General features: G+C 59.4%; 17 protein-coding genes and 1 pseudogene. 15 read left to right on the top strand and 3 right to left on the bottom strand.

Annotated features, from left to right (window positions below):
• Window positions 1-59 precede the first annotated feature (59 nt).
• The 4 genes from PVA48_RS04625 to PVA48_RS04610 all read left to right on the top strand — a co-directional run bounded on the left by PVA48_RS04625 (window position 60) and on the right by PVA48_RS04610 (window position 5,103).
• Window positions 60-1,889, top strand: a complete 1,830-nt coding sequence (locus tag PVA48_RS04625; RefSeq protein ID WP_022396907.1) for an ATP-binding cassette domain-containing protein — start codon at window positions 60-62, stop codon at window positions 1,887-1,889.
• Between the two features lie 53 nt (window positions 1,890-1,942).
• A complete protein-coding gene (locus PVA48_RS04620) occupies window positions 1,943-2,374 on the top strand; it encodes a hypothetical protein (RefSeq protein WP_146018274.1) in 432 nt (143 codons plus the stop codon).
• Window positions 2,375-2,391: 17 nt separating this feature from the next.
• Window positions 2,392-4,287, top strand: a complete 1,896-nt coding sequence (locus PVA48_RS04615) for a hypothetical protein (protein ID WP_423232311.1) — start codon at window positions 2,392-2,394, stop codon at window positions 4,285-4,287.
• Between the two features lie 81 nt (window positions 4,288-4,368).
• On the top strand, window positions 4,369-5,103 hold the full coding sequence (locus PVA48_RS04610) for a L,D-transpeptidase family protein (RefSeq protein WP_180973044.1): 735 nt from the start codon (window positions 4,369-4,371) through the stop codon (window positions 5,101-5,103).
• Between the two features lie 258 nt (window positions 5,104-5,361).
• Here the strand turns inward: PVA48_RS04610 and PVA48_RS04605 are convergent, their stop codons facing one another.
• A complete protein-coding gene (locus PVA48_RS04605) occupies window positions 5,362-6,027 on the bottom strand; it encodes an RNA-binding protein (protein WP_022396903.1) in 666 nt (221 codons plus the stop codon).
• Between the two features lie 400 nt (window positions 6,028-6,427).
• Here PVA48_RS04605 and PVA48_RS04600 point away from each other — a divergent pair, with 400 nt between their 5' ends.
• The 4 genes from PVA48_RS04600 (at window position 6,428) to PVA48_RS04585 (ending at window position 12,683) form a co-directional block, all read left to right on the top strand.
• Complete coding sequence (locus PVA48_RS04600; protein WP_102728603.1) at window positions 6,428-7,804, top strand: sugar transferase; 1,377 nt, start codon at window positions 6,428-6,430, stop codon at window positions 7,802-7,804.
• A 265-nt stretch (window positions 7,805-8,069) separates the two neighbouring features.
• The gene (galK, locus tag PVA48_RS04595; RefSeq protein WP_180975215.1) at window positions 8,070-9,212 is read left to right on the top strand and encodes a galactokinase; all 1,143 of its coding nucleotides are present in this window, start codon (window positions 8,070-8,072) and stop codon (window positions 9,210-9,212) included.
• Between the two features lie 12 nt (window positions 9,213-9,224).
• Window positions 9,225-11,519 (top strand): sodium:solute symporter family transporter, encoded by a 2,295-nt coding sequence (locus tag PVA48_RS04590; RefSeq protein ID WP_218957691.1) that lies wholly within the window; start codon window positions 9,225-9,227, stop codon window positions 11,517-11,519.
• A 477-nt stretch (window positions 11,520-11,996) separates the two neighbouring features.
• Window positions 11,997-12,683, top strand: a complete 687-nt coding sequence (locus tag PVA48_RS04585; protein WP_180973005.1) for a PEP-CTERM sorting domain-containing protein — start codon at window positions 11,997-11,999, stop codon at window positions 12,681-12,683.
• Window positions 12,684-12,745: 62 nt separating this feature from the next.
• Here the strand turns inward: PVA48_RS04585 and PVA48_RS04580 are convergent, their stop codons facing one another.
• Together PVA48_RS04580 and fmt are read right to left on the bottom strand one after the other, a co-directional pair.
• Window positions 12,746-14,752, bottom strand: coding sequence for an ATP-dependent helicase (locus PVA48_RS04580; RefSeq protein ID WP_022396897.1), 2,007 nt, complete (start codon window positions 14,750-14,752; stop codon window positions 12,746-12,748).
• Window positions 14,753-15,772 (bottom strand): methionyl-tRNA formyltransferase, encoded by a 1,020-nt coding sequence (gene fmt / locus PVA48_RS04575; protein WP_240454377.1) that lies wholly within the window; start codon window positions 15,770-15,772, stop codon window positions 14,753-14,755.
• Between the two features lie 163 nt (window positions 15,773-15,935).
• Here fmt and PVA48_RS04570 point away from each other — a divergent pair, with 163 nt between their 5' ends.
• The 7 genes and pseudogenes from PVA48_RS04570 (at window position 15,936) to dtd (ending at window position 20,148) form a co-directional block, all read left to right on the top strand.
• Complete coding sequence (locus PVA48_RS04570) at window positions 15,936-16,562, top strand: MGDG synthase family glycosyltransferase (RefSeq protein ID WP_423232310.1); 627 nt, start codon at window positions 15,936-15,938, stop codon at window positions 16,560-16,562.
• On the top strand, window positions 16,535-17,221 hold the full coding sequence (locus tag PVA48_RS04565) for a glycosyltransferase (protein ID WP_423232309.1): 687 nt from the start codon (window positions 16,535-16,537) through the stop codon (window positions 17,219-17,221). Before PVA48_RS04570 ends, PVA48_RS04565 begins: the two co-directional genes overlap by 28 nt.
• A gap of 5 nt (window positions 17,222-17,226) precedes the next feature.
• On the top strand, window positions 17,227-17,955 hold the full coding sequence (locus PVA48_RS04560) for a type III pantothenate kinase (protein WP_022396894.1): 729 nt from the start codon (window positions 17,227-17,229) through the stop codon (window positions 17,953-17,955).
• 133 nt (window positions 17,956-18,088) lie between these two features.
• On the top strand, window positions 18,089-18,331 hold the full coding sequence (locus tag PVA48_RS04555; RefSeq protein WP_022396893.1) for an acyl carrier protein: 243 nt from the start codon (window positions 18,089-18,091) through the stop codon (window positions 18,329-18,331).
• Between the two features lie 94 nt (window positions 18,332-18,425).
• Window positions 18,426-18,968: a hypothetical protein gene (locus tag PVA48_RS04550; protein WP_022396892.1), complete on the top strand. Its 543-nt coding sequence runs from the start codon at window positions 18,426-18,428 to the stop codon at window positions 18,966-18,968.
• A 138-nt stretch (window positions 18,969-19,106) separates the two neighbouring features.
• Window positions 19,107-19,700 carry a LysM peptidoglycan-binding domain-containing protein gene (locus PVA48_RS04545; RefSeq protein ID WP_423232308.1) on the top strand — a complete coding sequence of 198 codons (594 nt, stop codon included), beginning with the start codon at window positions 19,107-19,109 and terminating at the stop codon, window positions 19,698-19,700.
• Window positions 19,697-20,148: pseudogene (gene dtd, locus PVA48_RS04540) on the top strand (D-aminoacyl-tRNA deacylase). The gene PVA48_RS04545 and the pseudogene dtd overlap by 4 nt, the downstream one beginning before the upstream one ends.
• Window positions 20,149-20,373: the final 225 nt, after the last annotated feature.

Genomic DNA, 20,373 nt, shown 5'->3' with positions numbered 1-20,373 from the left:
ACACTGATGCCCGATTTTCCTTGATGATGCGGAAGTTGATACGCTAGAGTAAAAGAACCATGTTGCAGGCGGACGGCATTACATATGAAATAGAAACACCGGATGGTCCTTTGAAATTATTGGACAATGTTAGTTTTAATGTGCCTCGCGGGCATTTTATGGCTGTTGTTGGCCCTTCCGGTTGTGGAAAGACCACCTTGTTAAAGGCGATTGCGGGCATGATTGCGGAAACGGACGGACGTTTTTTCTGGAACGGCCATGATTTGGCGGAAGAGGACTTCGAGCCGTCGGAAATCGGGTTCGTTCCCCAGTTCAGCATTGCCTATGACCAGTTGAGCGTGGATGAGAACGTGGAGAGCGCCGCCAGGCTCCGCTGCCGGTTCGATTCCGTGGACGATTTGGACGACAGCATTGACAATGCCCTGGAGGTAACGGGGATGGAGGGGATTGCGGACCGGGATGTGAAGATTCTTTCCGGCGGCCAGAAGCGCCGCCTGGCGCTGGCCATGGAGCTGGTGTCCAATCCGCGCCTGCTGATTTGCGATGAGGTGACGTCCGGCCTGGACCCGAGGTCCGAGCACGATATTGTGGACCTCCTGCATGAAATCTCCCGTTCGGAAGGCCGCATCGTCATTTCCGTCACGCACAGCCTTTCCCACCTGGACATGTATGATTCCATCCTGGTCATGCACCAGGGCTGCGTGGCCTATCACGGTTCTCCGAAGACGATGCTGCATTACTTCGGCGTTTCCTCGCTGGAAGAGATTTATCCGAAGCTCCAGGACCGTGAAGGCCCCTCCTGGTGCCGTTCGTGGGGCAAGCACCGGGATTCCTATTATTCCCGCCTGGAACAGGAAAGGGAGAAGAAGATTCTTTCCGGAGAATTGCCGGACCCTGATGCCGTCCGCAGCAACGTGGAGGCGGAGAAGGCTCCCGAGGAACCCGGAACGGAAAAGGGGGACGCCGTGCGGAGCGATTCCGGGGAAACTGCGCCTGCGGAAGGGAACGGGAATTCCCCGGAGGCCGCGGCGGAAGCCATTCCGGAGGTTCCGGGATTCTTCACGCAGTTCTTCTGCCTGCTGGGACGGCGCTGGCGCATCTTTTTCCGCGACCGTTCCCAGTTGGTTCTTCAACTGGTGATGGTGCTGCTGTTCCCGGTGCTGGTAGCCATGTTCACGGACAAGGGGACCGGGCAGATCGTGGGCCTTTCCGCCACGCAGGACGTCCAGACCATCCAGAAGGACATGGAAGCCCAGCAGTTGAACATGAAGACGGGTTCCGCCGTCTCCGGCATCATCATGTTCGAGGTGATTCTGCTGGGCCTGATGGGTTCCAACAACGCCGCCCGGGAGGTGGCCGGAGAACGGGCCATCATGGAAAAGGAGAAATACGCGGGAATGAGGCCCTCCGCGTACCTGGGGAGCAAGCTGGCCTACTTGAGCGTTCTGGTGCTGGTGCAGTCCGTCTGGATGTTCGCCTTTGTGGACTTCTTCTGGGACCGCGGCGGGGGCCTGACGCACCTGCTGTTCCTGATTCTGGCGGATGCCGCCATGACCTTTGTATGCCTGGGCATTTCCTCCCTGGCCCGGAGTGCGGACCAGGCCTCCCTCCTGAGCATTTACCTGGTGGGCTTCCAGCTTCCCCTTTCCGGAGCGGTGCTGGCCCTTCCGGAACAGGTGGAGGGCTTCATACGGCCCTTCATTTCCGCATACTGGGCGTGGTCCGGCAGCATCTCCGCCCTGAAATCTGACGTGTACAACGCCGTCAAGAATGTGCTGGATACGGACCTGACGCCCGCGCTGACCTGTTACATTGTTCTGGGCGTGCATGTTGCATGCGGCATTGCGGCTTCCTACGCGGGAATCCGCCGCTCGCGCTGGGAGCTGTAATTTAATGCGTGCACTTGCACGGAGTTCGTTATATACTTTTTCCATCAAAAGTTATGGCGAGACGACGTGCAGCAAAAAAGAAGAGTTCCTCATCATCCACGCCGATGCTGATGGCCGGCGCGGCTGTTCTTGTGCTGGCCGTCATCGTGGGGTTTGTCGTGTTCCGTGCCAGGGAGAAGCCGCAGGCGGGGTCGGATATTCCGCTGGATATCCTGGCGGCGAACGCCTCCCAGCTTTCCAATAACAACTATGCGCTGGACGGAACGGTGATCGACCGTTTTCCGCGCGGCGAGTCCGAGCTGATTTCCTTTTTGTACAGGGACGCTTCCGGTCGTGAGTACATTATTCCCGTCTGTGTTTCTGCGGAAGCCAGGAACGGACTGAACATCAACCGGGACCAGCAATACAGAATAGAGTTCCGGGTGGAAGACGTCAATCCGAAGGTGCGCGGCGTATGCGTAGCCACATCCATTCAGCCTAAATGAACAACCTTCCCCGCCCCATGAAAAGCTGCTTTCTCCTGACCCTGGCCTGCGCGGTTCCCGCATTGGGGCAGATGATGTACAATCCCCCCGCTTCCGGCGGCGGTGCGCCTGCCGCGCCCCCTTCCTCCCCGCCTGCCGCGCAGCCGAATGCCTACCAGCCTTCCCGGCAGGGAGATGCCAAGTCCCTGTACGGCAATGAAATTCCTTTCCTGAATCCCCAGGACGGCACCGTGACCATCAACGGAACAACGCTGAACATGGGCAGTTTCCGGGAAATTGAGGCGCGCTTCAATAAGTACCTGAGCCAGCCGGAGGAAAGCACGGAGGATGCGAAGGAGTACCAGAAGATTTTTGAAAAGCTTCATGAGACGCTTTCCATGCGCAAGGAAAAGCTGATGGCGGACAACGTGGTGCGGCAGGTGGTGGACCTGCTGACCGCCGCTTCCAGCAATCCGCTGGACGGTGGCGTTTCCGATGCCCTCTGCCAGGCTATCTACACCGCATGGCAGGCCAAGAGCAATGGAAAGAACAAGGGGAAGATGCTTGAAGCGATGGAGAGGGAAATACGCAGCAATGCCCAGAAAATGAGCCTCATGGAGAGCGGCGTGACCACCAGCTCCGGCTCTCCCTCCAACCAGAAGGGCGGGAAAAAGGGCACTTCTGCCAATAATCCGGCCAAGAACAACCCACGCTACAAGTACCTGGAAAAGCGCATGGTGGAAATGGAGGCCCGCAAGCTGAAGCTGGAGAGTGAACAGGTGCTGACGGTGACGGAAGCGAAGATCGTTTTCCAGTCCACGCTGGTTCAGTTGTTCGCGCAGCGGCGCTTCGACCATGTTTCCATAGGCTGCGGCATTTACAGCCGCCTGTTCAATGACGGGGATACCAAGCTGCGGCTGGACAAGAATTTGGACGCCGCCAAGATGTTCAGCGGAACGCTGGGCACCCCGCCCACCGTCGCCATTCTGGACAACCTTTCCCGGGAGCTGGCCCGTGATTCCGACCGCCACATGAAGGCCGTGAACAACCTGGTTGATTCCCATCATTACGTGGATGCCCTGGAACGGTTGAATGAGGCGCTGCTGATCGGGGAGTTCATGCCCGCCGTGAACACGTTCCCGTATGAAAAGAAGCAGAAGCTGTACGCCTTCAAGCGGGACGTGGAAAAGCTGTTTGAGCTGATGAACGGCAAGGATTACGAGGAAGCCCTCACCCTGGTGGAAAACCTCAAGAAGACCTCCCGGGATTTCAGCACGGGCCGTGCGGAATCCGCCATCAGCGCTGCCGTGTTCGCCAGTGACGCCTATATCGCCCAGGGCCAGGAAGCCCTCGCCAGAGGTGACCGGGCCAAGCTGGAGGAATGCCTGAAGAGCGCCATTGAAATCTGGCCCAAGAACCCCCGCCTTCTTCCGCTGCGGAACGCCATGATGGCCGCCGGTCAGCAGTCCCACGCGCTGGAGGACTTCAAGCGCTTCCACAAGAATAAGAATTACCGCCGCATCTTTGACAACCAGCATGAATTCGCCGTTCTGGTGAAGGATGATCCGGAACTCCAGAAGCAGTTTGTGGAGGACCTTGGCAAGATGGCCGTTATTGAACGGGCTCTGGGCGCGGCGCGCCAGCGCGAAGCCATGCAGGACGTGTACGGCGCCTGGGAGGAACTCCAGCAGCTCCGTTCCAAGGACCAGGAGCTGTTCATCAATGACCAGGAATTGAACGCCCAGTATCTGGACCTGACGACGAAGGCGAGTACCCTGGTGAACCTGCTGAATGATGCGGAAAAGTGCAGGAACGCGGGAGAAGTGGGTTCCGCCCTGGGCAAGTACATGGAGGCCAAGAAGCTGTACCTGTATTCCCGCTTTGCCAAGGAAGGCATCGAATCCCTGTTGAACGAGGTTCTTCCGCTGAACTAGGGAAGTTTTCCGTTCAGCGGTGCGGCTGCGGAGACGGAGTATTTGCTTTTTTTCCGGAGCGGCGCCGTTATGCTACGGCCCATGAAGGCAGTATACCTGTGTTTGTGCATGCTGGCGGCGTTCTGTTTTTCGGCCGCGGCTCTTCCCGCGGATTGCAGCCAGGTGATTGTGGGTTCCGCGGACGGCTGGAACAGCTCCCATGTGCAATTGAGCCTTCTGGAGAAGGGGCCGCGCGGCTGGGTGATGGTGAAAGGTCCGTTTCCGGCGCGTCTGGGAAAGGCCGGTCTGGTGTGGGGCAGGGGCGTCAGCATGCCTCCCTCCGGCGGTCCGGTGAAGAAGGAGGGGGACTTGCGCTCTCCCGCCGGCATCTTTGAGCTGGGGGGCGTGTATGGCACCGTTCCCGTTCCGCAGAAGAAGCGTTCCATGCCGTACCGCCGCATCACGCCGCGGGACATGTGGGTGGATGATCCCGCTTCTCCGCTGTACAACCAGCACTTCGTGCTGAAGCATGACCCCGTCACGCCGTGGGAGTTCAAGCAGCAGATGAAGCTGAACGATTACGCCCACAGCCTGAAACTGTTCATCCGGCATAATGCCGCATCCGGACGGGAAAAACCCGTGCCGGGGGCCGGTTCCTCCATCTTCTTCCATATCTGGCGCAGGGATGGGGGAGCTCCCACGGCGGGGTGCACCGCCATGAGCGAGGAAAATTTGAGAGCCATGATCGCATGGCTGGACCCCTCCCGGCATCCCCTTTACATCCTGTTGCCCGCCAAGGAATACCTGCGCCTGCGCGGAGCCTGGGGATTGCCGTGACGGTCATGGTCCTTTTCTCATTCCGTCGCCGGGAAGGGGGACACGGGGCTTCAAGTTTTTCCAGTCCGTGGCGGCATAGGCGCAAGCGTGTGGGCTGCATGGTTTTGCACGTTTTTGACCGGGGCGAGGCCGAAGGTTTTCCGGAAAGAGAAGGCGGAGGGCGAAAGAGGATTTTGTGAAAGAGGGATAAAACGCGTCGTCCTGTAAACGCAAGAAGCCGGCCTTTTTCCAAAGGCCGGCTTCTGCATGATAAAACGGTTATTGTTCCTGGGCCTGGGGAGCGGAAGCTTCCGGCTGGAGCAGGGGAGTGGAGGTTTCCTTCACTTCCTCCATGGAAACTTGTTCTTCCTGGGGCTCGCGGGTTTCGCGGGGCTGCCGGGACTGTTCCTGGCGTTCATTGGCGCCGCTGACCAGCAGGTTCCTGCCCATGAAGGGCTGGTTGTGGAGGATGTCCACGGAACGGACGGCATCTTCCATCTTCTTCATTTCCACAAAGGCATAGCCCTTGGACTTGTGGGTGCGGGGGTTGTAAATGATTTCCACGGAGCTGACTTCCCCGATGCCCTTGAATACGTCTTCAAGGTCGCTTTCCGTCGCTTCATAGGAAAGGTTGCCCACGTAAAGCCTGCGGTTGGAGACGGGCTGCTTGGGAGCGGAAACGCGCTCCTGCCTGTTGCGGGCCACGCGGGTATTGGTTTTGGCGGCGGCTTTATCCCTGGCGGCGGGTTTGTTGTTCTTGGCCGGGCGGATGCCGAAGAGGCCCAGGAAACGCTGCCACAAGGAGAGTTTGGCAGGTGCTTCTTTTTTATACTTGGGACGGTAGCCGCTGGAATCCCGGCGGTCATTGCCATAGGAGCGTCCGCCCTTGTTATAGCGGCGACGGGCTCCCTGGCCCTGTCTTCCCTGTGTGTTGTGCTGTGACATACTTATATTCTAAGTTGATGATTATGTTGGTGTCATGCCGGATTTATCGCTGTACGCAGTAAGTTCCATCCGGAAAATCGCCGGGACGTTCCGCTACCATGAGAAAAGCCAGGAGTAAGGATGCCCCGTGCCCCAATCAACGGTCCATGCGTGGTCTGATAGGGGGGCGATCAGGCTAGGTGCGGTACCAGTCCGGTCGATTGACGCGTATACCAATGCACAGGGAGCCGGATTCTTGCAAGCCGGTATACCGTCATTTTGGGCTTTCCGCCCGTCCGGAGACAGGAAGACCGTCCGGAAGGGCGCATTATTCCGGGCGGAAAGCGGCAGGGTGAGCATGCAACTTGACAAAAAGACCGGGACAGCGCACTTTAAGTGCCGACTAACTTACACTCTCTCGATGCTGATTCAAAATGCAGACCGTACTACCTACGGGATCAATAAAATTGTCGTTTCCATCCTCGCATTCGTCATCTTCTTCGTTGTCGGGTTCGTTTCGTGGCAATGGATGGGGGTGGCTCCGGAACCGTGGCGGCTGCGCACGCTGGTGCTGACGCCGCTGACGATGTCCCTGCTGCTGTATGTCTGCTGTGACCAGCTGGGCGTTTACTACCGGTGCATGACGCTGGGCGGAAGCATCCGGCGGTTTGTCATGGCGTACGCCTGTTTTGTGGTGTTGAGCATAGTGACGTGGAAGTACTTTGTTCCCTTTTCCGCGAACATTATTGTCCAGACCCTGGCCTATCTGCTCACGTTCCTGGGCGCCCTCTGGCTGCGCATCAGCCGGTTCCGGGCGGAAAAGAGGCTGGTGGAGGAGGCCCCCACGCTGGTGGTGGGCATTCCGGACCATGTGAAGGAGTTCCGCAAGATGCTGGAAAGCGACCATGTGGACTTCAAGGATGAACTGCTGGTGATGGCTCCGGAAGAGGTGGACCGCGCGGAAGTCAGGAATTTGCTGATCAAGGGCTGCATCAGCAAGGTGGTGTTTCTTCCGGAGGAGGTGGACTCCGCCGTGGCGCGGTGCCTGGTGGAGCTGTGCGGCAAGATGGGAGTGGATTTTTACGCGAGCATGGTAGTGAGCATGCCCGACGTGCATAAAACCTATTTTGGCGTGCTGGGAGGAACCAGAATGCTGGTGTACAAGTCCACCCCCATTCCCTACACCACCTCCTGGCAGTTGAAAAAGATACTGGACTGGGTGGGCGCGCTCCTGCTTCTGGTGGGCACGTTCCCCCTGTGGGTGCTGGCGGCCGTAGGCATCAAGCTGTCTGACCGCGGTCCCGTCTTCTACCGCCAGAAGCGTTCCGGCCTGTATGGCCGGGAATTCGGCATGTGGAAATTCCGCACCATGTACCGGGATGCGGACAAGAGGCTGGATGAGGTGAAGGCCAGTTACGGCAACGACATGAACGGCCCCATCTTCAAGCTGGAGCATGACCCTCGCATCTTCCCCTTCGGCCGCTTCCTGCGCAAATTCAGCATAGACGAACTTCCCCAGCTCATCAACGTGCTGAAAGGGGAAATGAGCCTGGTGGGGCCGCGGCCGCTCCCTGTTTATGAGACGGAGGCCTTTACCAGTGACGCCCACCGCCGCAGGCTGAGCGTTTTGCCCGGGGTGACGGGGTACTGGCAGATAGCCGGGCGCAGCAACATCCGGGAATTTGAAAAACTGGTGGAGCTGGACATGGAGTACATTGACAACTGGTCCCTGTGGCTGGATGTCAAACTGCTCCTGAAAACTGTCCCGGCGGTACTGTTCGCCCGCGGGGCGAAGTGACGCTCCGCCTTTCCCCGCATCCCTGAAATGCAGGCCGGAGGCCGTCGTTTGCAACGGGATTTGGAGGGGCTGGCGCCTCGTGGCCGGCCGGTGCAGGCCCGTTTTTGAAAGGAATGCGGGCGGCTGGCAACGGGTGCTTGGAATATTTGGTTGAAAATGAAGAAAATTGTTGCGGGGCGGAGACTTTAACCTTGAGGTGCGGAAAGGGATGGGGCAGAATCAGCCCACTATGGATTTAGTTCAGCGAGAAATCTCTAAAGAAACGGTGACTCCGTATTTCATCGAGTATTTCGGTCAGGAGCCGACTCACGTGGCTGCGGCGCCGGGGCGTGTGAACCTCATCGGTGAGCACACGGATTATAATAATGGCTTTGTGATGCCCATGGCTCTTGATAACCACTGTGTTGTGGCTGTGGCTCCCTCCCCCGTGGGCAAGCACCGCTTCTGCGGCTCCCTGGGCGACCAGATCCATGAAATTGCGGTGGAGGACGCCCTGGTTCCCGGCGATCCGTTCTGGTCCAACTACGTCCGCGGCGTTCTGGCCAACCTGCACAGGCGCGGCGTAGAAATCGGTCCGGTGGACATGCTGATTGACAGCAACGTGCCCCGCGGCGGCGGCCTTTCCTCCAGCGCCGCTCTTGAAGTTTCCGTCTGCACGGCGCTTGCCGCTTTCGCCGGGGTTGAAATTGATCCCAAGGAAGTGGCCTTGATCGGCCAGGCCGTGGAACATGAATTCGTGAACGTTCCCTGCGGCATCATGGACCAGTTTATTTCCGCCAACGGAAAGAAGGGCATGGCCCTCAAGCTGGACTGCGCCACGCTGGAATATGAACTGGTGCCGATGAACAACGAGTCCGTCTCCGTGCTGGTGCTGGACAGCGCCGTGAAACACTCCCTGGCGGACGGAGCCTACGGCCAGCGCCGCAAGCAGTGCGAGGAAGCCTCCGCCATCATGGGCGTGCCCTCCCTGCGGGAAGCCACGCTGGAGCTGCTGGAATCCTTCAAGGAACAGCTTGGCGACGTGCGCTACCGCCGCGCCCGCCACGTCATTGGTGAAAACGCCCGCGTAAACGCCTTTGCGAACGCCCTTGCCCGCGGCGACTGGGATGAAGCCGGCGTAGCCATGCGCGGCAGCCACGCCTCCCTGCGTGACGATTATGAAGTTTCCTGCGCGGAAGTGGATACCCTGGTTTCCCTCTGCGACCGCATTCCTTCCGCATCCTCCATTTACGGCGCGCGCATGACGGGCGGCGGCTTCGGCGGGTGCATCGTGGCCCTGGTGAAGACGGAAGACGTGGACAAGGTGGCCCGCGAGCTTCTGGACGGCTACTGCCAGGAAACGGGCATTGAAACCACTTACCTTGTGACCTGTGCCGGAGAAGGCGCCCGTGTCCTGTACCAAGCTTAATCCATACTGATTATGAGAACACTAGCAACCATATTCGGGGCTCTGGCCCTGATGACGTGGGGCGTTTCCGCCCAGGAGGGCTCCGTGCCCGCACCGGCGGCTGATGCGCAGCCCGCCCTGGCCGCTCCGGCCGTGACCCCCGCTGCGGAAGCACAGCCGGCTGCGGAACTTCAGCCGGCGGCCTCCGCCGCCGTTGCCTCCCAGGCAGCTCCGGAAGCCTCCGCTGAACCCAAGACAGCCCCCCTTTCCATAACGGAAGTCATCCTGTTCTGTGTGGTTGTGGTGGGCGTAATCGCCCTGGGCATCTGGAAAAGCCGTGATCCTGAGGAAACGGAGGAAGAAAAGAAGACCAAAGGCGCTTCAGACTACTTCCTGGCCGGCCGCGGCCTGACCTGGTGGCTGGTGGGTTTCTCCCTGATCGCCGCCAACATTTCCACGGAACAGTTTGTGGGGATGTCCGGCAAGGCCGCCAACTGGGTTGGCATGGCGATCGCCGGGTATGAATGGCTGGCCGCCATCACGCTGGTAGTCGTGGCCTTCTGCTTCCTTCCCAAGCTGCTGAAGGGCGGTGTATACACCATTCCCGAATTCCTGGAATACCGCTATAATACGCTGGCGCGTTCCCTGATGGCCATTGCTACGCTGCTGATTCTGGTGGGCGTGCCGACTGCGGGCGTGATTTACGCCGGCGCCAAGGTTATCTCCGTGTTCTTTACGGGGTACACTGCCATGGGCATTGACTTCGGCAACATCACCGTGGGCTGCATCATCATTGCCTTCTGTGCTACGGTATACGTGTTCGTGGGCGGTTTGAAAGCCTGCGCCTGGACGGACCTGTTCTGGGGCGCCGCCCTGATTGTAGGCGGCGGCGTGGTGGCATATTTTGCCCTGATGGCGCTGAGCGGTGCGGACCCGAACCATCTGGTGCAGTCTGCCGCCGCCAATTCCGGCGCAACGGTCGCTTCCCTGGGAAATCCCTCGGACAGCCTCTGGCACGGGGTGACGCGCTTCTTTGAACTCAACTCCGGCGATGCGGCCAGCGGCGTGAATACCGTGGGCGGCAAGCTCCACATGATCCGCCCTGCTGACGATGCGGAAATCCCGTGGACGGCCCTTTGCCTGGGTCTCTGGATTCCCAACTTCTTCTACTGGGGCCTGAACCAGTACATCATGCAGCGTACGCTGGCTTCCAAGTCCCTGGCGGAAGGCCAGATGGGCATCGTGTTCGCCGCGTTCCTCAAGCTCATCATTCCGTTTGTGGTGGTAGTGCCTGGCATTCTGGCCTACAACCTGTACCGCAATGACCTGAAGGAACAGGCCGAAGTGAAGTACGCGGCGGAAATCCGCAACGCGGAAGACCCCGCCAAGGTCCAGGGCCGTCCCGTCATCTACAAGCTTACGGACAGCTTCCTGGTGGAAAACGTGGAAGAAGGCTGCGCCCACGCCCTGCATAACGCGGAGGTGATGAAGGTTGGCGGCGAGGTCATGGCCGAATTGAAACAGGCCTGCGCCGATCTGAAGGCGGATGCCGCCAATGACCAGACTACTCTGGCGGAACGCGCTCCGTTCGTGGAAAAGATCGCCTCGCTTAACAGCAAGATCATCAAGCCGGCCGTAGACAACTCGGACAACTATTATCTGACGGATACCCTGGTGGGCTTTGACTATGACTCCGCCTTCGGCACGCTGATCAGGAAGCTGCTGCCCGGCACGGGCTGGACGTGGTTTGTGCTTGCCGCACTCTTCGGCGCGGTGGTGTCTTCCCTGGCGTCCATGCTGAACTCCGCCTCCACCATCTTTACGATGGACATTTACAACAAGCTTCGCAGGAACGCGAAGCCCACGGAGCTTGTTACTGTTGGCAAGATCGGCCTGCTGGTGTGCGCCGTGATTGCGCTGTGCATTGCGCCGTTCCTGGACAGCCCTGCTTTCGGAGGAATCTTCAACTTCATCCAGGAATTCCAGGGCTTCCTGAGTCCTGGTGCCCTGTGCGTGTTCCTCTTCGGCTTCTTCGTGCCCAAGTGCCCGCGCATCTTCGGCTGGCTGGGTATTGTCATCAATGCCCTCCTGTACGGAGCCTTGAAGATATGGCAGCCGGAAATGGCCTTCCTGAACCGCATGGCCGTGTGCTTTATTACGGTGGTGATCATCGGCTTCATCTTCACGGCAGTGAACGTCGCCCGCGGCGGACAGTCCATCGTGCTGCCCGATAGAGGCGTGGTGGCCCTCCAGTCCTCTTCACGCGCCAAGATATTCGGCTGGTTCGTGATTGCCGCGACGGTTGCCCTGTACATCATCTTCTGGTGACGGACAGGGGCGTTAAGCCTGTGTTTTTCAATCCCTCCGGTCCAGGCCGGGGGGATTTTTTGTGCCCGGAAAGGAGGATGAACCTGCCCTGAAGCCCTTGGAGCGGAAAAGGATGTCAAAACGGATGACAAATGCTTTCTTGTTGTATCTAAACGAATTGCGTGTGAAATTGAAAAAATGGGACTTTTTTTTCATCTATCGTGTGAACCTGGGAGGCGGGTTCGAGTCAAATCCCTTGTTGATCGTCAATCAAAGGAAAGACGTCAACAGGATATAAGCAAACGGAAAAACTCCATCTCTGTTGATGATATGAAAATGCGTTTATGTATAATGTCGCTCCTTGCTCTCCTGTGCTCCGCACCGGGATGGGGGAAAACGACAATGGTTTCGTTCGGCGAAAGTTCGAACACCTATTCCGCTCCGTGGAATTTGGCAAGCGGTACAATGACAAGTGGCAACCGCACGACCGGCAATTCCATGAAAGCTACGGACGGTACGGCGTCCGCGATTCAGGTTACGTATAACATCTCCGGCGGTCTGCTCGGAGGAGTGCAGGCTACCAACAGCAACATGTACGGTACGCACACGATCGGGACCGGCGGCCTGAACATGTGGAAGCAGGCTTACGGCTATGACCTGGATGCCGCCAAGACCACCCGCGGGTGGAATGAGACCCTGGTTCTTGGGGTGGGAGGCCTCGTCGCCCCCGGTGACGTTAGCGTCACCGGATTTCAGGCCAATAGTTCCTATACGATGTCTTCCGTGTTCACCATAAGCGGCTTGGCAAATGTGGCCACGTGGGGAACGAACAGCCCCGTGAACCTGACCGGTACTGGTATCAACGTCAAGAATATCTATCTGGCCGGCTCCAACGGGCAGGTAGTGGATCTGCTTCACATCAGCGGCGGTAGCCTGGCTACCCTGCTTTCCAGCGGTACGTTCATGCTGACCTGGCAGTTTGAAACCAATTCTTCTTTCAATCCCAGCTCTTCGGTCACGATGGACTTCTCCGACAGCCTGCTTTCCCTGGCCGGCGACTACGGAATGTCCGCCCTGGCAGTCAGGGACGGAATGCCGAGCCTGGCTGTTCCGGAACCGGCCACGGCTTCCCTCAGCCTTTTTGGACTGGCGGCCCTGCTGATGCGCCGCCGCCGTTCCCGCTAAACCTGTCCCGGTAAAAAATAACTCATGGTTTAAAGGCAGCCGGTGAAGCACCCGGCTGCCTTTTATTCATCTTCCAGAAGCATGCTGCGGAGGGAGTCGAAAAAGTTTCCGGACTCCTCTTCCGTCGCTTCCGCATTCATGAGATCCTCCCATTTGGAATAATCCATCAGGTGGGGAGGAATTTCACTCAGGAAAGAGGAACGCTGGCAGGGCATGCGGTCCCCGTAGCGCAGGCGCGTGGCGCAATAGGTCAGCATGAGTTTTTCCTGGGCGCGCGTGATGCCCACGTAAAGCAGGCGGCGTTCTTCGTCACAGTTGCCGTCTTCCAGGGAACGCTTGTGGGGCAGGATGCCTTCTTCCAGTCCCACGAGGTACACCACCGGGAATTCCAGCCCCTTGGCGGCGTGCATGGTAATCAGGCACACGCCGGGCTTGTTCTCCACGTCGTCGTCATTGTCCTCCTTGTCCAGAGTGACCTGGGCCAGATAGTCCCGGAGGGTTTTTCCGGGCTGCCAGAAGTTGCGGAGGGAGGCTTTCACGTCCCCGATGGATACCAGCCGCTTCTGGATTTCTGCCTCCGTCTTGCACAGGCGCGTGACGTACTCGCTGAATCCGGTTTCTTCAATGAGCTGTTCCAGGGCGTCTCCAAAATCGGTCTCCTTATCCTGGAAAAGGTCGATGTATCTGGCAATCAGGTCGTTGAACTCCAGCACGCTGTTGCGGGCGCGGGTGGAGAGTGTGGCCAGGAATTCGTCGTCCTGCAGGGCGGCCCATACGCTGTTGCCGTGTTCCCGGCTCCAGTCGATGGCCAGGTGACTGGTCAGCTCGCTGATGCCGCGCGGGGGCGTATTGAGGATGCGCAGCAGGTATTCGTCAGCCTGCGGGTTTTCAATGGTCGCCAGGTAGGAAATGAGGTCCTTCACCTCCTTGCGGTCAAAGAAGCTCTGCGCCCCCACCATGCGGTAGGGAATCTTGTGCTCCCGGAGCGTCTGTTCAATAATGCGGCTCTGGGTGTTGGCCCGGAACAGGATGGCGAAATCCTCCCAGGGGCGCTCCTCCTGCCTGCGGACGTTTTCAATGTCCGTGATGATGAACTCCGCTTCCTCCGCGTCTCCGGGCATGGAAATCAGCCTCACTGCTTCTCCGCCGCCCTTGTGGGCGCGCAGCGTCTTGTCCCTCCGGCCCAGGTTGTGGCGGATCAGGGCGTTGGCCGCGTCCAGGATGGGGGCGGTGCAGCGGTAATTCTCCTCCAGCTTGATGACGGCGGGGTTCGGGAAAAAGCGTTCGAACTCCAGGATGTTGCTGATCTGGGCGCCGCGCCAGCCGTAGATGGACTGGTCGTCGTCGCCCACCACGCAGACGTTGTGCGCGGGACCCACCAAGTGTCCCAGCAGGCTCATCTGGAGGCTGTTGGTATCCTGGAACTCATCCACGGTGATATAGCGGAAGCGCTGCTGCCACGCCTCCCTGACGTCCCGGTGCTCCTTCAGCAGCTTGTCCGCCAGAATCAGCAGGTCGTCAAAATCCACGGAATTCTGCGCCTGAAGCTCCCGCTGGTAGGAGGCGGCGATGTTGGCCGTCAGGTTGTCTTCAATGGAATCCAGGCCCAGGCCGCTATTCTTCATCCGGCTCATGGCGGACAGCACGTCCTTGGGGGTGATTTTTTCCGTGATGCCGCCGTGGCGTACGATCAGGCGCCGGATCAGTCCGCTCTGCTCGGAACCGCTGTAAATGGTGAAATTGGTCTTGTACCCCAGCCGGCCTATGTCCTCCCGCAGGATGCGCACGCAGAGGGAGTGGAAGGTGCTCACCATGATCTGGCGGGCCGCCTTCCGTTCCACCATCTGGCCTACGCGCTCCCTCATTTCCAGGGCGGCCTTGTTCGTGAACGTCACGGCCAGGATGCTTTTGGGGCTGATGCCGCGGTCCACCATGTGGGCGATGCGGCAGGTGACGGTGCGCGTCTTGCCCGTTCCGGCCCCGGCCAGGATCAGCACGGGCCCCTGCAGGGTCTGTACGGCCTTCCTCTGGGCCGCGTTCAGGCTCTCCATGGAAAAGGACTTGGCCATTTACACGTCAAAATGGATGTCTTTCAAATTCGGGTGGCCGGCGATGAGCTGGGAGATGTTCATGCGCGTACTTCCTTCAAGCTGGACGTTCGTCACCAGCAGGCCGCCGCTTCCGCAGGCGATCAGCAGCCCCTGTTCTCCGGCGGAAAGCACCTGGCCCGGTTTCCCTTCCGCCTCCGGAACGATGGAGAAGCCGGGGAAGATTTTCATGTTGCGGATACGCTTCTTGCGGTTCCAGTAATTGGTGAAGGTGCCGGGCCACGGGTCATACGCCCGGATCATGCGTCCGATTTCCTCTGCGGGGCGCGTCCAGTCAATCTTTCCGTCCGCACGCAGGAGCTTGGGAGCGTACGTCGCCAGGAATTCCTTCTGAGGGACGCGTGTGGCGGTTCCCTTTTCAATGGCGTGGATGGCTGGGAGCAATACGTCCGGCGTCATCTGGGCCAGCTTGTCGTGCAGGGAGCCGCCGGTTTCCGTGCCTTCCAGCGGGGTGCTGATCTGGGCGATGATGTCCCCGGCGTCCAGCTTTTTGACGATGTGCATGATGGTGATTCCCGTCTCGGAATCGCCGGACTTGATGGCGGACTGGATGCAGGCCGCTCCGCGGTGGCGCGGCAGCAGGGAGGCATGGGCGTTGATGCAGCCCATGGGCGCCATGTCAATCACTTCCTGGCTCAGAATCTGCCCGTACGCCATGACCGCGATCAGGTCCGGATTCAGCCTTTTAAGGTTGATCAGCGCATCCGGAGTCCGCAGGGAGTGCGGCTGGAGCACGGGAATGCCCGCTTCTCTGGCAATGTTCTTGATAGCGGGAGCCGTAAGCACCTGGTGCCTGCCGACGGGGCGGTCAGGCTGCGTGACCAGGCCTACCAGGTCCGAGTTACGGACCAGGCTGCGGAAGGCGGGAATGGCAATGTCGCCTGTGCCCATGAAGACGATGCGCATGGCTGAAAGCTTGCCCTGACGGCCTGCGCAGGTCAATGTTAAATCCGGATTCGGGAGGGGAATAATGGTGTGCAAATGCTGTTTTGCGGTCCTTTTCCGTCCGCGGGCCGCAGGGGCCTTTCGGCCCTTGCAGACAAAACCTCTTCGATTCATTCCGGATTGGATCCAATGATGAAGGCCGGGAGGCCTTCATTCCCGGCAGGGCGTTTTCACGCAGTCCGCGGGAAGGTGTTTTTCCGTGTTTCCCGCTGGCTGCCCCGCCGGGAACAAGGCTCTTCCGGCCCCTGCCGTCAAGGCAGGCGCTGCGCCGGATCTGCCGGAAGAAGCTCTGCGGGCGTGCCCGTCTTCCTGCAAGAAGTTCTTTCCGATTGACTGGAATACTGGTATATCCTGTCCCATGGAGAAGAGAAGGCTGCCGCGAATTCTGATCGTGACTGCGGGATACGGGGAAGGGCACAATTCCGCCGCCAGGGGTGTGCGGGATGCCCTCGCAGGGCGCGCGGAAGTCCGCGTGACGGACCTGTGCGCGGAGGCGATGCCCCGGATGTTCCGCCTGACGCGCGCCGCCTACCTGTGGATTATTTCCCGCCTGCCCCGCCTCTGGAAGCTGATGTACGAGGTGAGCGACAAGCGCAACCTGGCGGAAAAACCCGTCAAGGGGCTCGCTCCCGTGGAGCGTTTTCTGGAACGGCTGCTGCGGGATTGGAAGCCGGACGCCGTGGTCTGCACGTACATGGTGTATCCCTACATGCTGGATTCCCTGGCGGCCCGCACGGGGAACGCGGTGCCGTACTTGACCGTTGTGACGGATTCCTTCGTCATCAATAAGTCCTGGCTGTGTTCGGAGTCCCCCCGTGGGCCGTGACGGACCCCTGGACGCGGGAAATCATGGTGGAGAAGGGGCTTCCTCCGGACAGGGTGCGCGTCACGGGATTCCCCGTCAATCCCGGCCTGGGGGCGCTGGCGCGGGAGCGCCCCGTTTCCTGGAAGGCGGGCGAGCCGTTCCGGGTGCTTTATTTTGCCCAGCGTTCCGCACGGCATGCGCGCGCGGAGCTGGAGGCCATGCTGGAGGCGGACCCCTCCATACGCGTCACCTGCATCCTGGGCCGCCGGTTCAGGCGCATTTACCCCCATATCCGGGATTTGCGCGCCAGATACGGGCATAGGCTGGCCGTGCGCGGCTGGACGCGCCGCGTGCCCTTCTATCTCGCCGCCAGCCATGTGGTGGTTGGGAAAGCGGGAGGGGCCACCGTGCACGAGGTGCTGGCGTCTGCACGGCCCATGCTGGTAAACTTTCTTCTTCCGGGCCAGGAGGAGGGCAACGCCCGCCTGCTGGAAAAACTGGGCGGCGGCCGCCATGTGCCGGACGCCCGTGCCCTGGCTGCCGCCTTGCGGGAGATGGTTGAGGAAGGCGGTGCGCCGTGGAGGCGCATGCATGAAAATTTGGTGAAGGCGGAGATGACCGGGGGAAGCGGCAAGATAGCGGATTTGGTCTTGAAACTGGCGGAGGAACGTACTAACTGATTTCCGTGACTTATCTGCTGATCGACAATTCCAATACGCGCACCAAGTTCGTGCTTTCCACGCCGGACGCCCTGCTGCCGGAACGGTACATGATTCCCACCCGGGAGGTGAGCGAGGAACGGCTGGATGAAGTGCTGGCCGGCGTCCATTACGATGCCGCCGTGGTGTGCTCCGTAGTGCCGCGCGTGGGGGAGGTGCTGAAAAACTGGATAGGCAAGCCGTGCCATTTCCTTTCCTGCGATTCCCGGCTGGGCGTGGGCATCGACTACCCCCACCCGCGCCAGATAGGAGCCGACAGGCTGGCGAACGCCGTGGGCGCCGCGGCCTATTACGGCTGCCCGTGCGTCGTGGTGGACTTCGGCACTGCGGTGACCTTTGACGTGATCGGCCCCCAATGCACCTATCTGGGCGGCGTCATTGCTCCAGGGCTTGCCAGCATGGGGGATTACCTGGAGCGCAATACCGCCCTTCTTCCCGCCATCGACCCGCAGGAGCCCGCCCATGCCATTGGAACCAGCACGGTGGAGGCCATGCAGTCCGGCGCCGTGTACGGCTACCGGGGGCTGGTGAAGGAAATCCTGGCCCGGCTGGAGGAGGAGCTGGGCACGCGCCCGGCCGTGGTGGCTACGGGCGGGGACGCCGCGCTGATCGCCAGGGGCGTGGAGCGCATCGACCATGTGGACCCGGATATTACGCTGAACGGTTTGCGGATAGCTGCCGTGCTTAATCTTTGAAGAACGGGCAACGGCCTGGCCGGGAGCTTGTTACTTCCGGCGAGGGGGCCGGATGACACGTAAAAACTCATAAATAGGTGTTGCAAATTGCGTATACCCCATGTAGTATCCATGAACCTTAACAATAAATATCATGTCTGACAACAGCATCGAAGAAAAAGTAAGAAGTATCATCGTTGAGCAACTTGGCGTTGAATCCGATAAAGTGACTGCTGATGCGAAATTCATCGAGGATCTCGGTGCTGATTCGCTGGATACCGTTGAACTCGTGATGGCTTTCGAAGAAAACTTTGACATCGAAGTACCCGACGAAGAAGCTGAAAAGCTTCAGTCCGTTGCCGATGTCGTTGCTTACATCGAAAAGGTTCAGGGTTAAGTTGAACTGCTAAAAATCCTTTATTACAAAAGCGGCTTCCCTGTCCAAGGCAAGGAAGCCGCTTTTTCATGGAAAGCTCCCGGCTTCTTCTTCCATGAGTGATCTGCCCTCCTTCTCCCGTGACGATATCCGCTATGCGGCGGAAATGACCCGGGTGGTTTATGAACCGGACCGCCGCATTGATACCTTTGGCGATACCAGGTTCAATTTCCTTCTCCTCAGCGAGCTGATGGATGAAGCGGGCGTGGTGCGCGTGCGCAGCGGCTGGGTGGAGGCGGAAAAGCCGAAAATCATACGCCCTTCCGTTTACAATGAAGTCAGTACGGAGGGCTTTTCCGGAGAGGCCAAGCGCTTCTTTGACTGGCTTTCCAAGAACGGACCGGGCTTTTTGACGCTGCTGGAATACGGCTTCAGGTTCAAGAGGTCGGAAGTGAATGAGGAAATTCTGCATGAACCCCTTGATGCCGTGCGCGGCCGTCTGCTGGACCAGGTGCGCAACGGAGAGGATACGTTCATGGCCCTCATTGAAGGGGTGGATGACGCATGGGAGGTCTCCCTCTTGAAATTCACCGTGGAAATGATACAAAAATCCCATGAGATCAATATCTTTGACTTCAAGCGCAAGGGTCTTCTTTAGCCTTCTGGCGGCGGCCTGCTGCGCCCAGGGAGTTTTTGCGGACGGGGAGAACTATTCCCTCTGGCCGCGCCGTCCGGAAGCCCTGGCGGAAGCCCGGCGCCTGATGGACCGGGGAGCCTGCCGCAGGCTCTGGAGCTGTTGCAGCCCCTGGTGGAGCAGGGCGGCGTGGTGGGGAGGGAAGCGAAGGATCTCATCGGCAGCCTGCGCATCCGGCAATTGCTGGACCCCAACGGGCCGGATGTGAAGAAATACACCGTACGGAGAGGGGATTCCTGGATACGCATGGTCAGGAAGCTGGACTGCTCCCAGGCCATGGTGATGCACCTCAACGGCCTGATGGACATTCCCGTTCTGCATGCGGGGGATGTGCTCAAGTACCGTCCCCTGGATTTTCATGTAGTGGTGAACGTGCCGGAGAAGGAAGTCTGCCTGTACGACGGGACGAATTTTGTGAAGGGCTATCCCATTCTCTCCATGAAGGACGGAGGAAAAAAGAATTTGGAGACGTCCGTCAAGGACGAGCAGGCCCCTGTTTCCATTTACAGCAAGCAGTTTCCCTCTGCGGACAAAACGCTGGTGCTGGCGGCGGGGGGCTATGTCATTGACGTTTCCCGCGGAGCTCCCCGTTCACCGGGCTTTTATTTGAGCCGGCAGGACTGCAATGAGCTGGCCATGCTGACCCGTGCGGGCACGAAGGTGACCATTCTGAGGGAGAAGGGAGCGGCGCAGTGAGGCTGGTCATTCAACGCGTCACGGAGGCTGCCGTGCACATCGGCGGCGTCTGTGCGGGAAGCACGGGTCCGGGACTGATGATTCTGGCGGGCATTGAAGAGGCGGATACGGAAGAGGATGTGCGCTGGCTTGCCAAAAAGGCGGCGGACATGCGTATTTTTTCCGATGCGGAGGGGAAGATGAATCTTTCCGTGAAGGAAATGGGGGGAGTGCCCTGGTGGTGAGCCAGTTTACGCTGCACGCCTCCACCAGGAAGGGCAACAGGCCCTCCTTCATCCGCGCCGCAAGGCCGGAGCAGGCCGTTCCCCTGTATGAACTGTTCAAGAGGGAACTGGCGTCCTTGCTGGAAGGCAGGGTGGAAAGCGGCGAATTCGGCGCGGATATGCAGGTTTCCCTGGTCAACGACGGTCCGGTGACCATTTTCATGGATTCCCGTAACAGGGAGTGACGGGAGGGGTGAGAGTGGAGAGTGGAGAGTGGAGAGTGGAGAGTGGAGAGTGGAGAGTGGAGAGTGGAGAGTGGAGCGGCCTTGCGGAATGGGGACTGCCTCCATTCGGAAGTGACAGGGCCAATAAAGGGAAGCCGTACCGCTTTTGCGTTTGGCGCGTATAAGGCGCGCTGTGACCAGCCATGAATACTTGAAAAGGGTTGAAATTGGTTGAGGAAGCTTGAA

This window comes from Akkermansia sp. JRP_AM1 (genome assembly GCF_049262625.1).
Taxonomy (GTDB): domain Bacteria; phylum Verrucomicrobiota; class Verrucomicrobiia; order Verrucomicrobiales; family Akkermansiaceae; genus Akkermansia; species Akkermansia massiliensis.
This window is presented reverse-complemented; position numbering and strand designations above follow the sequence as displayed.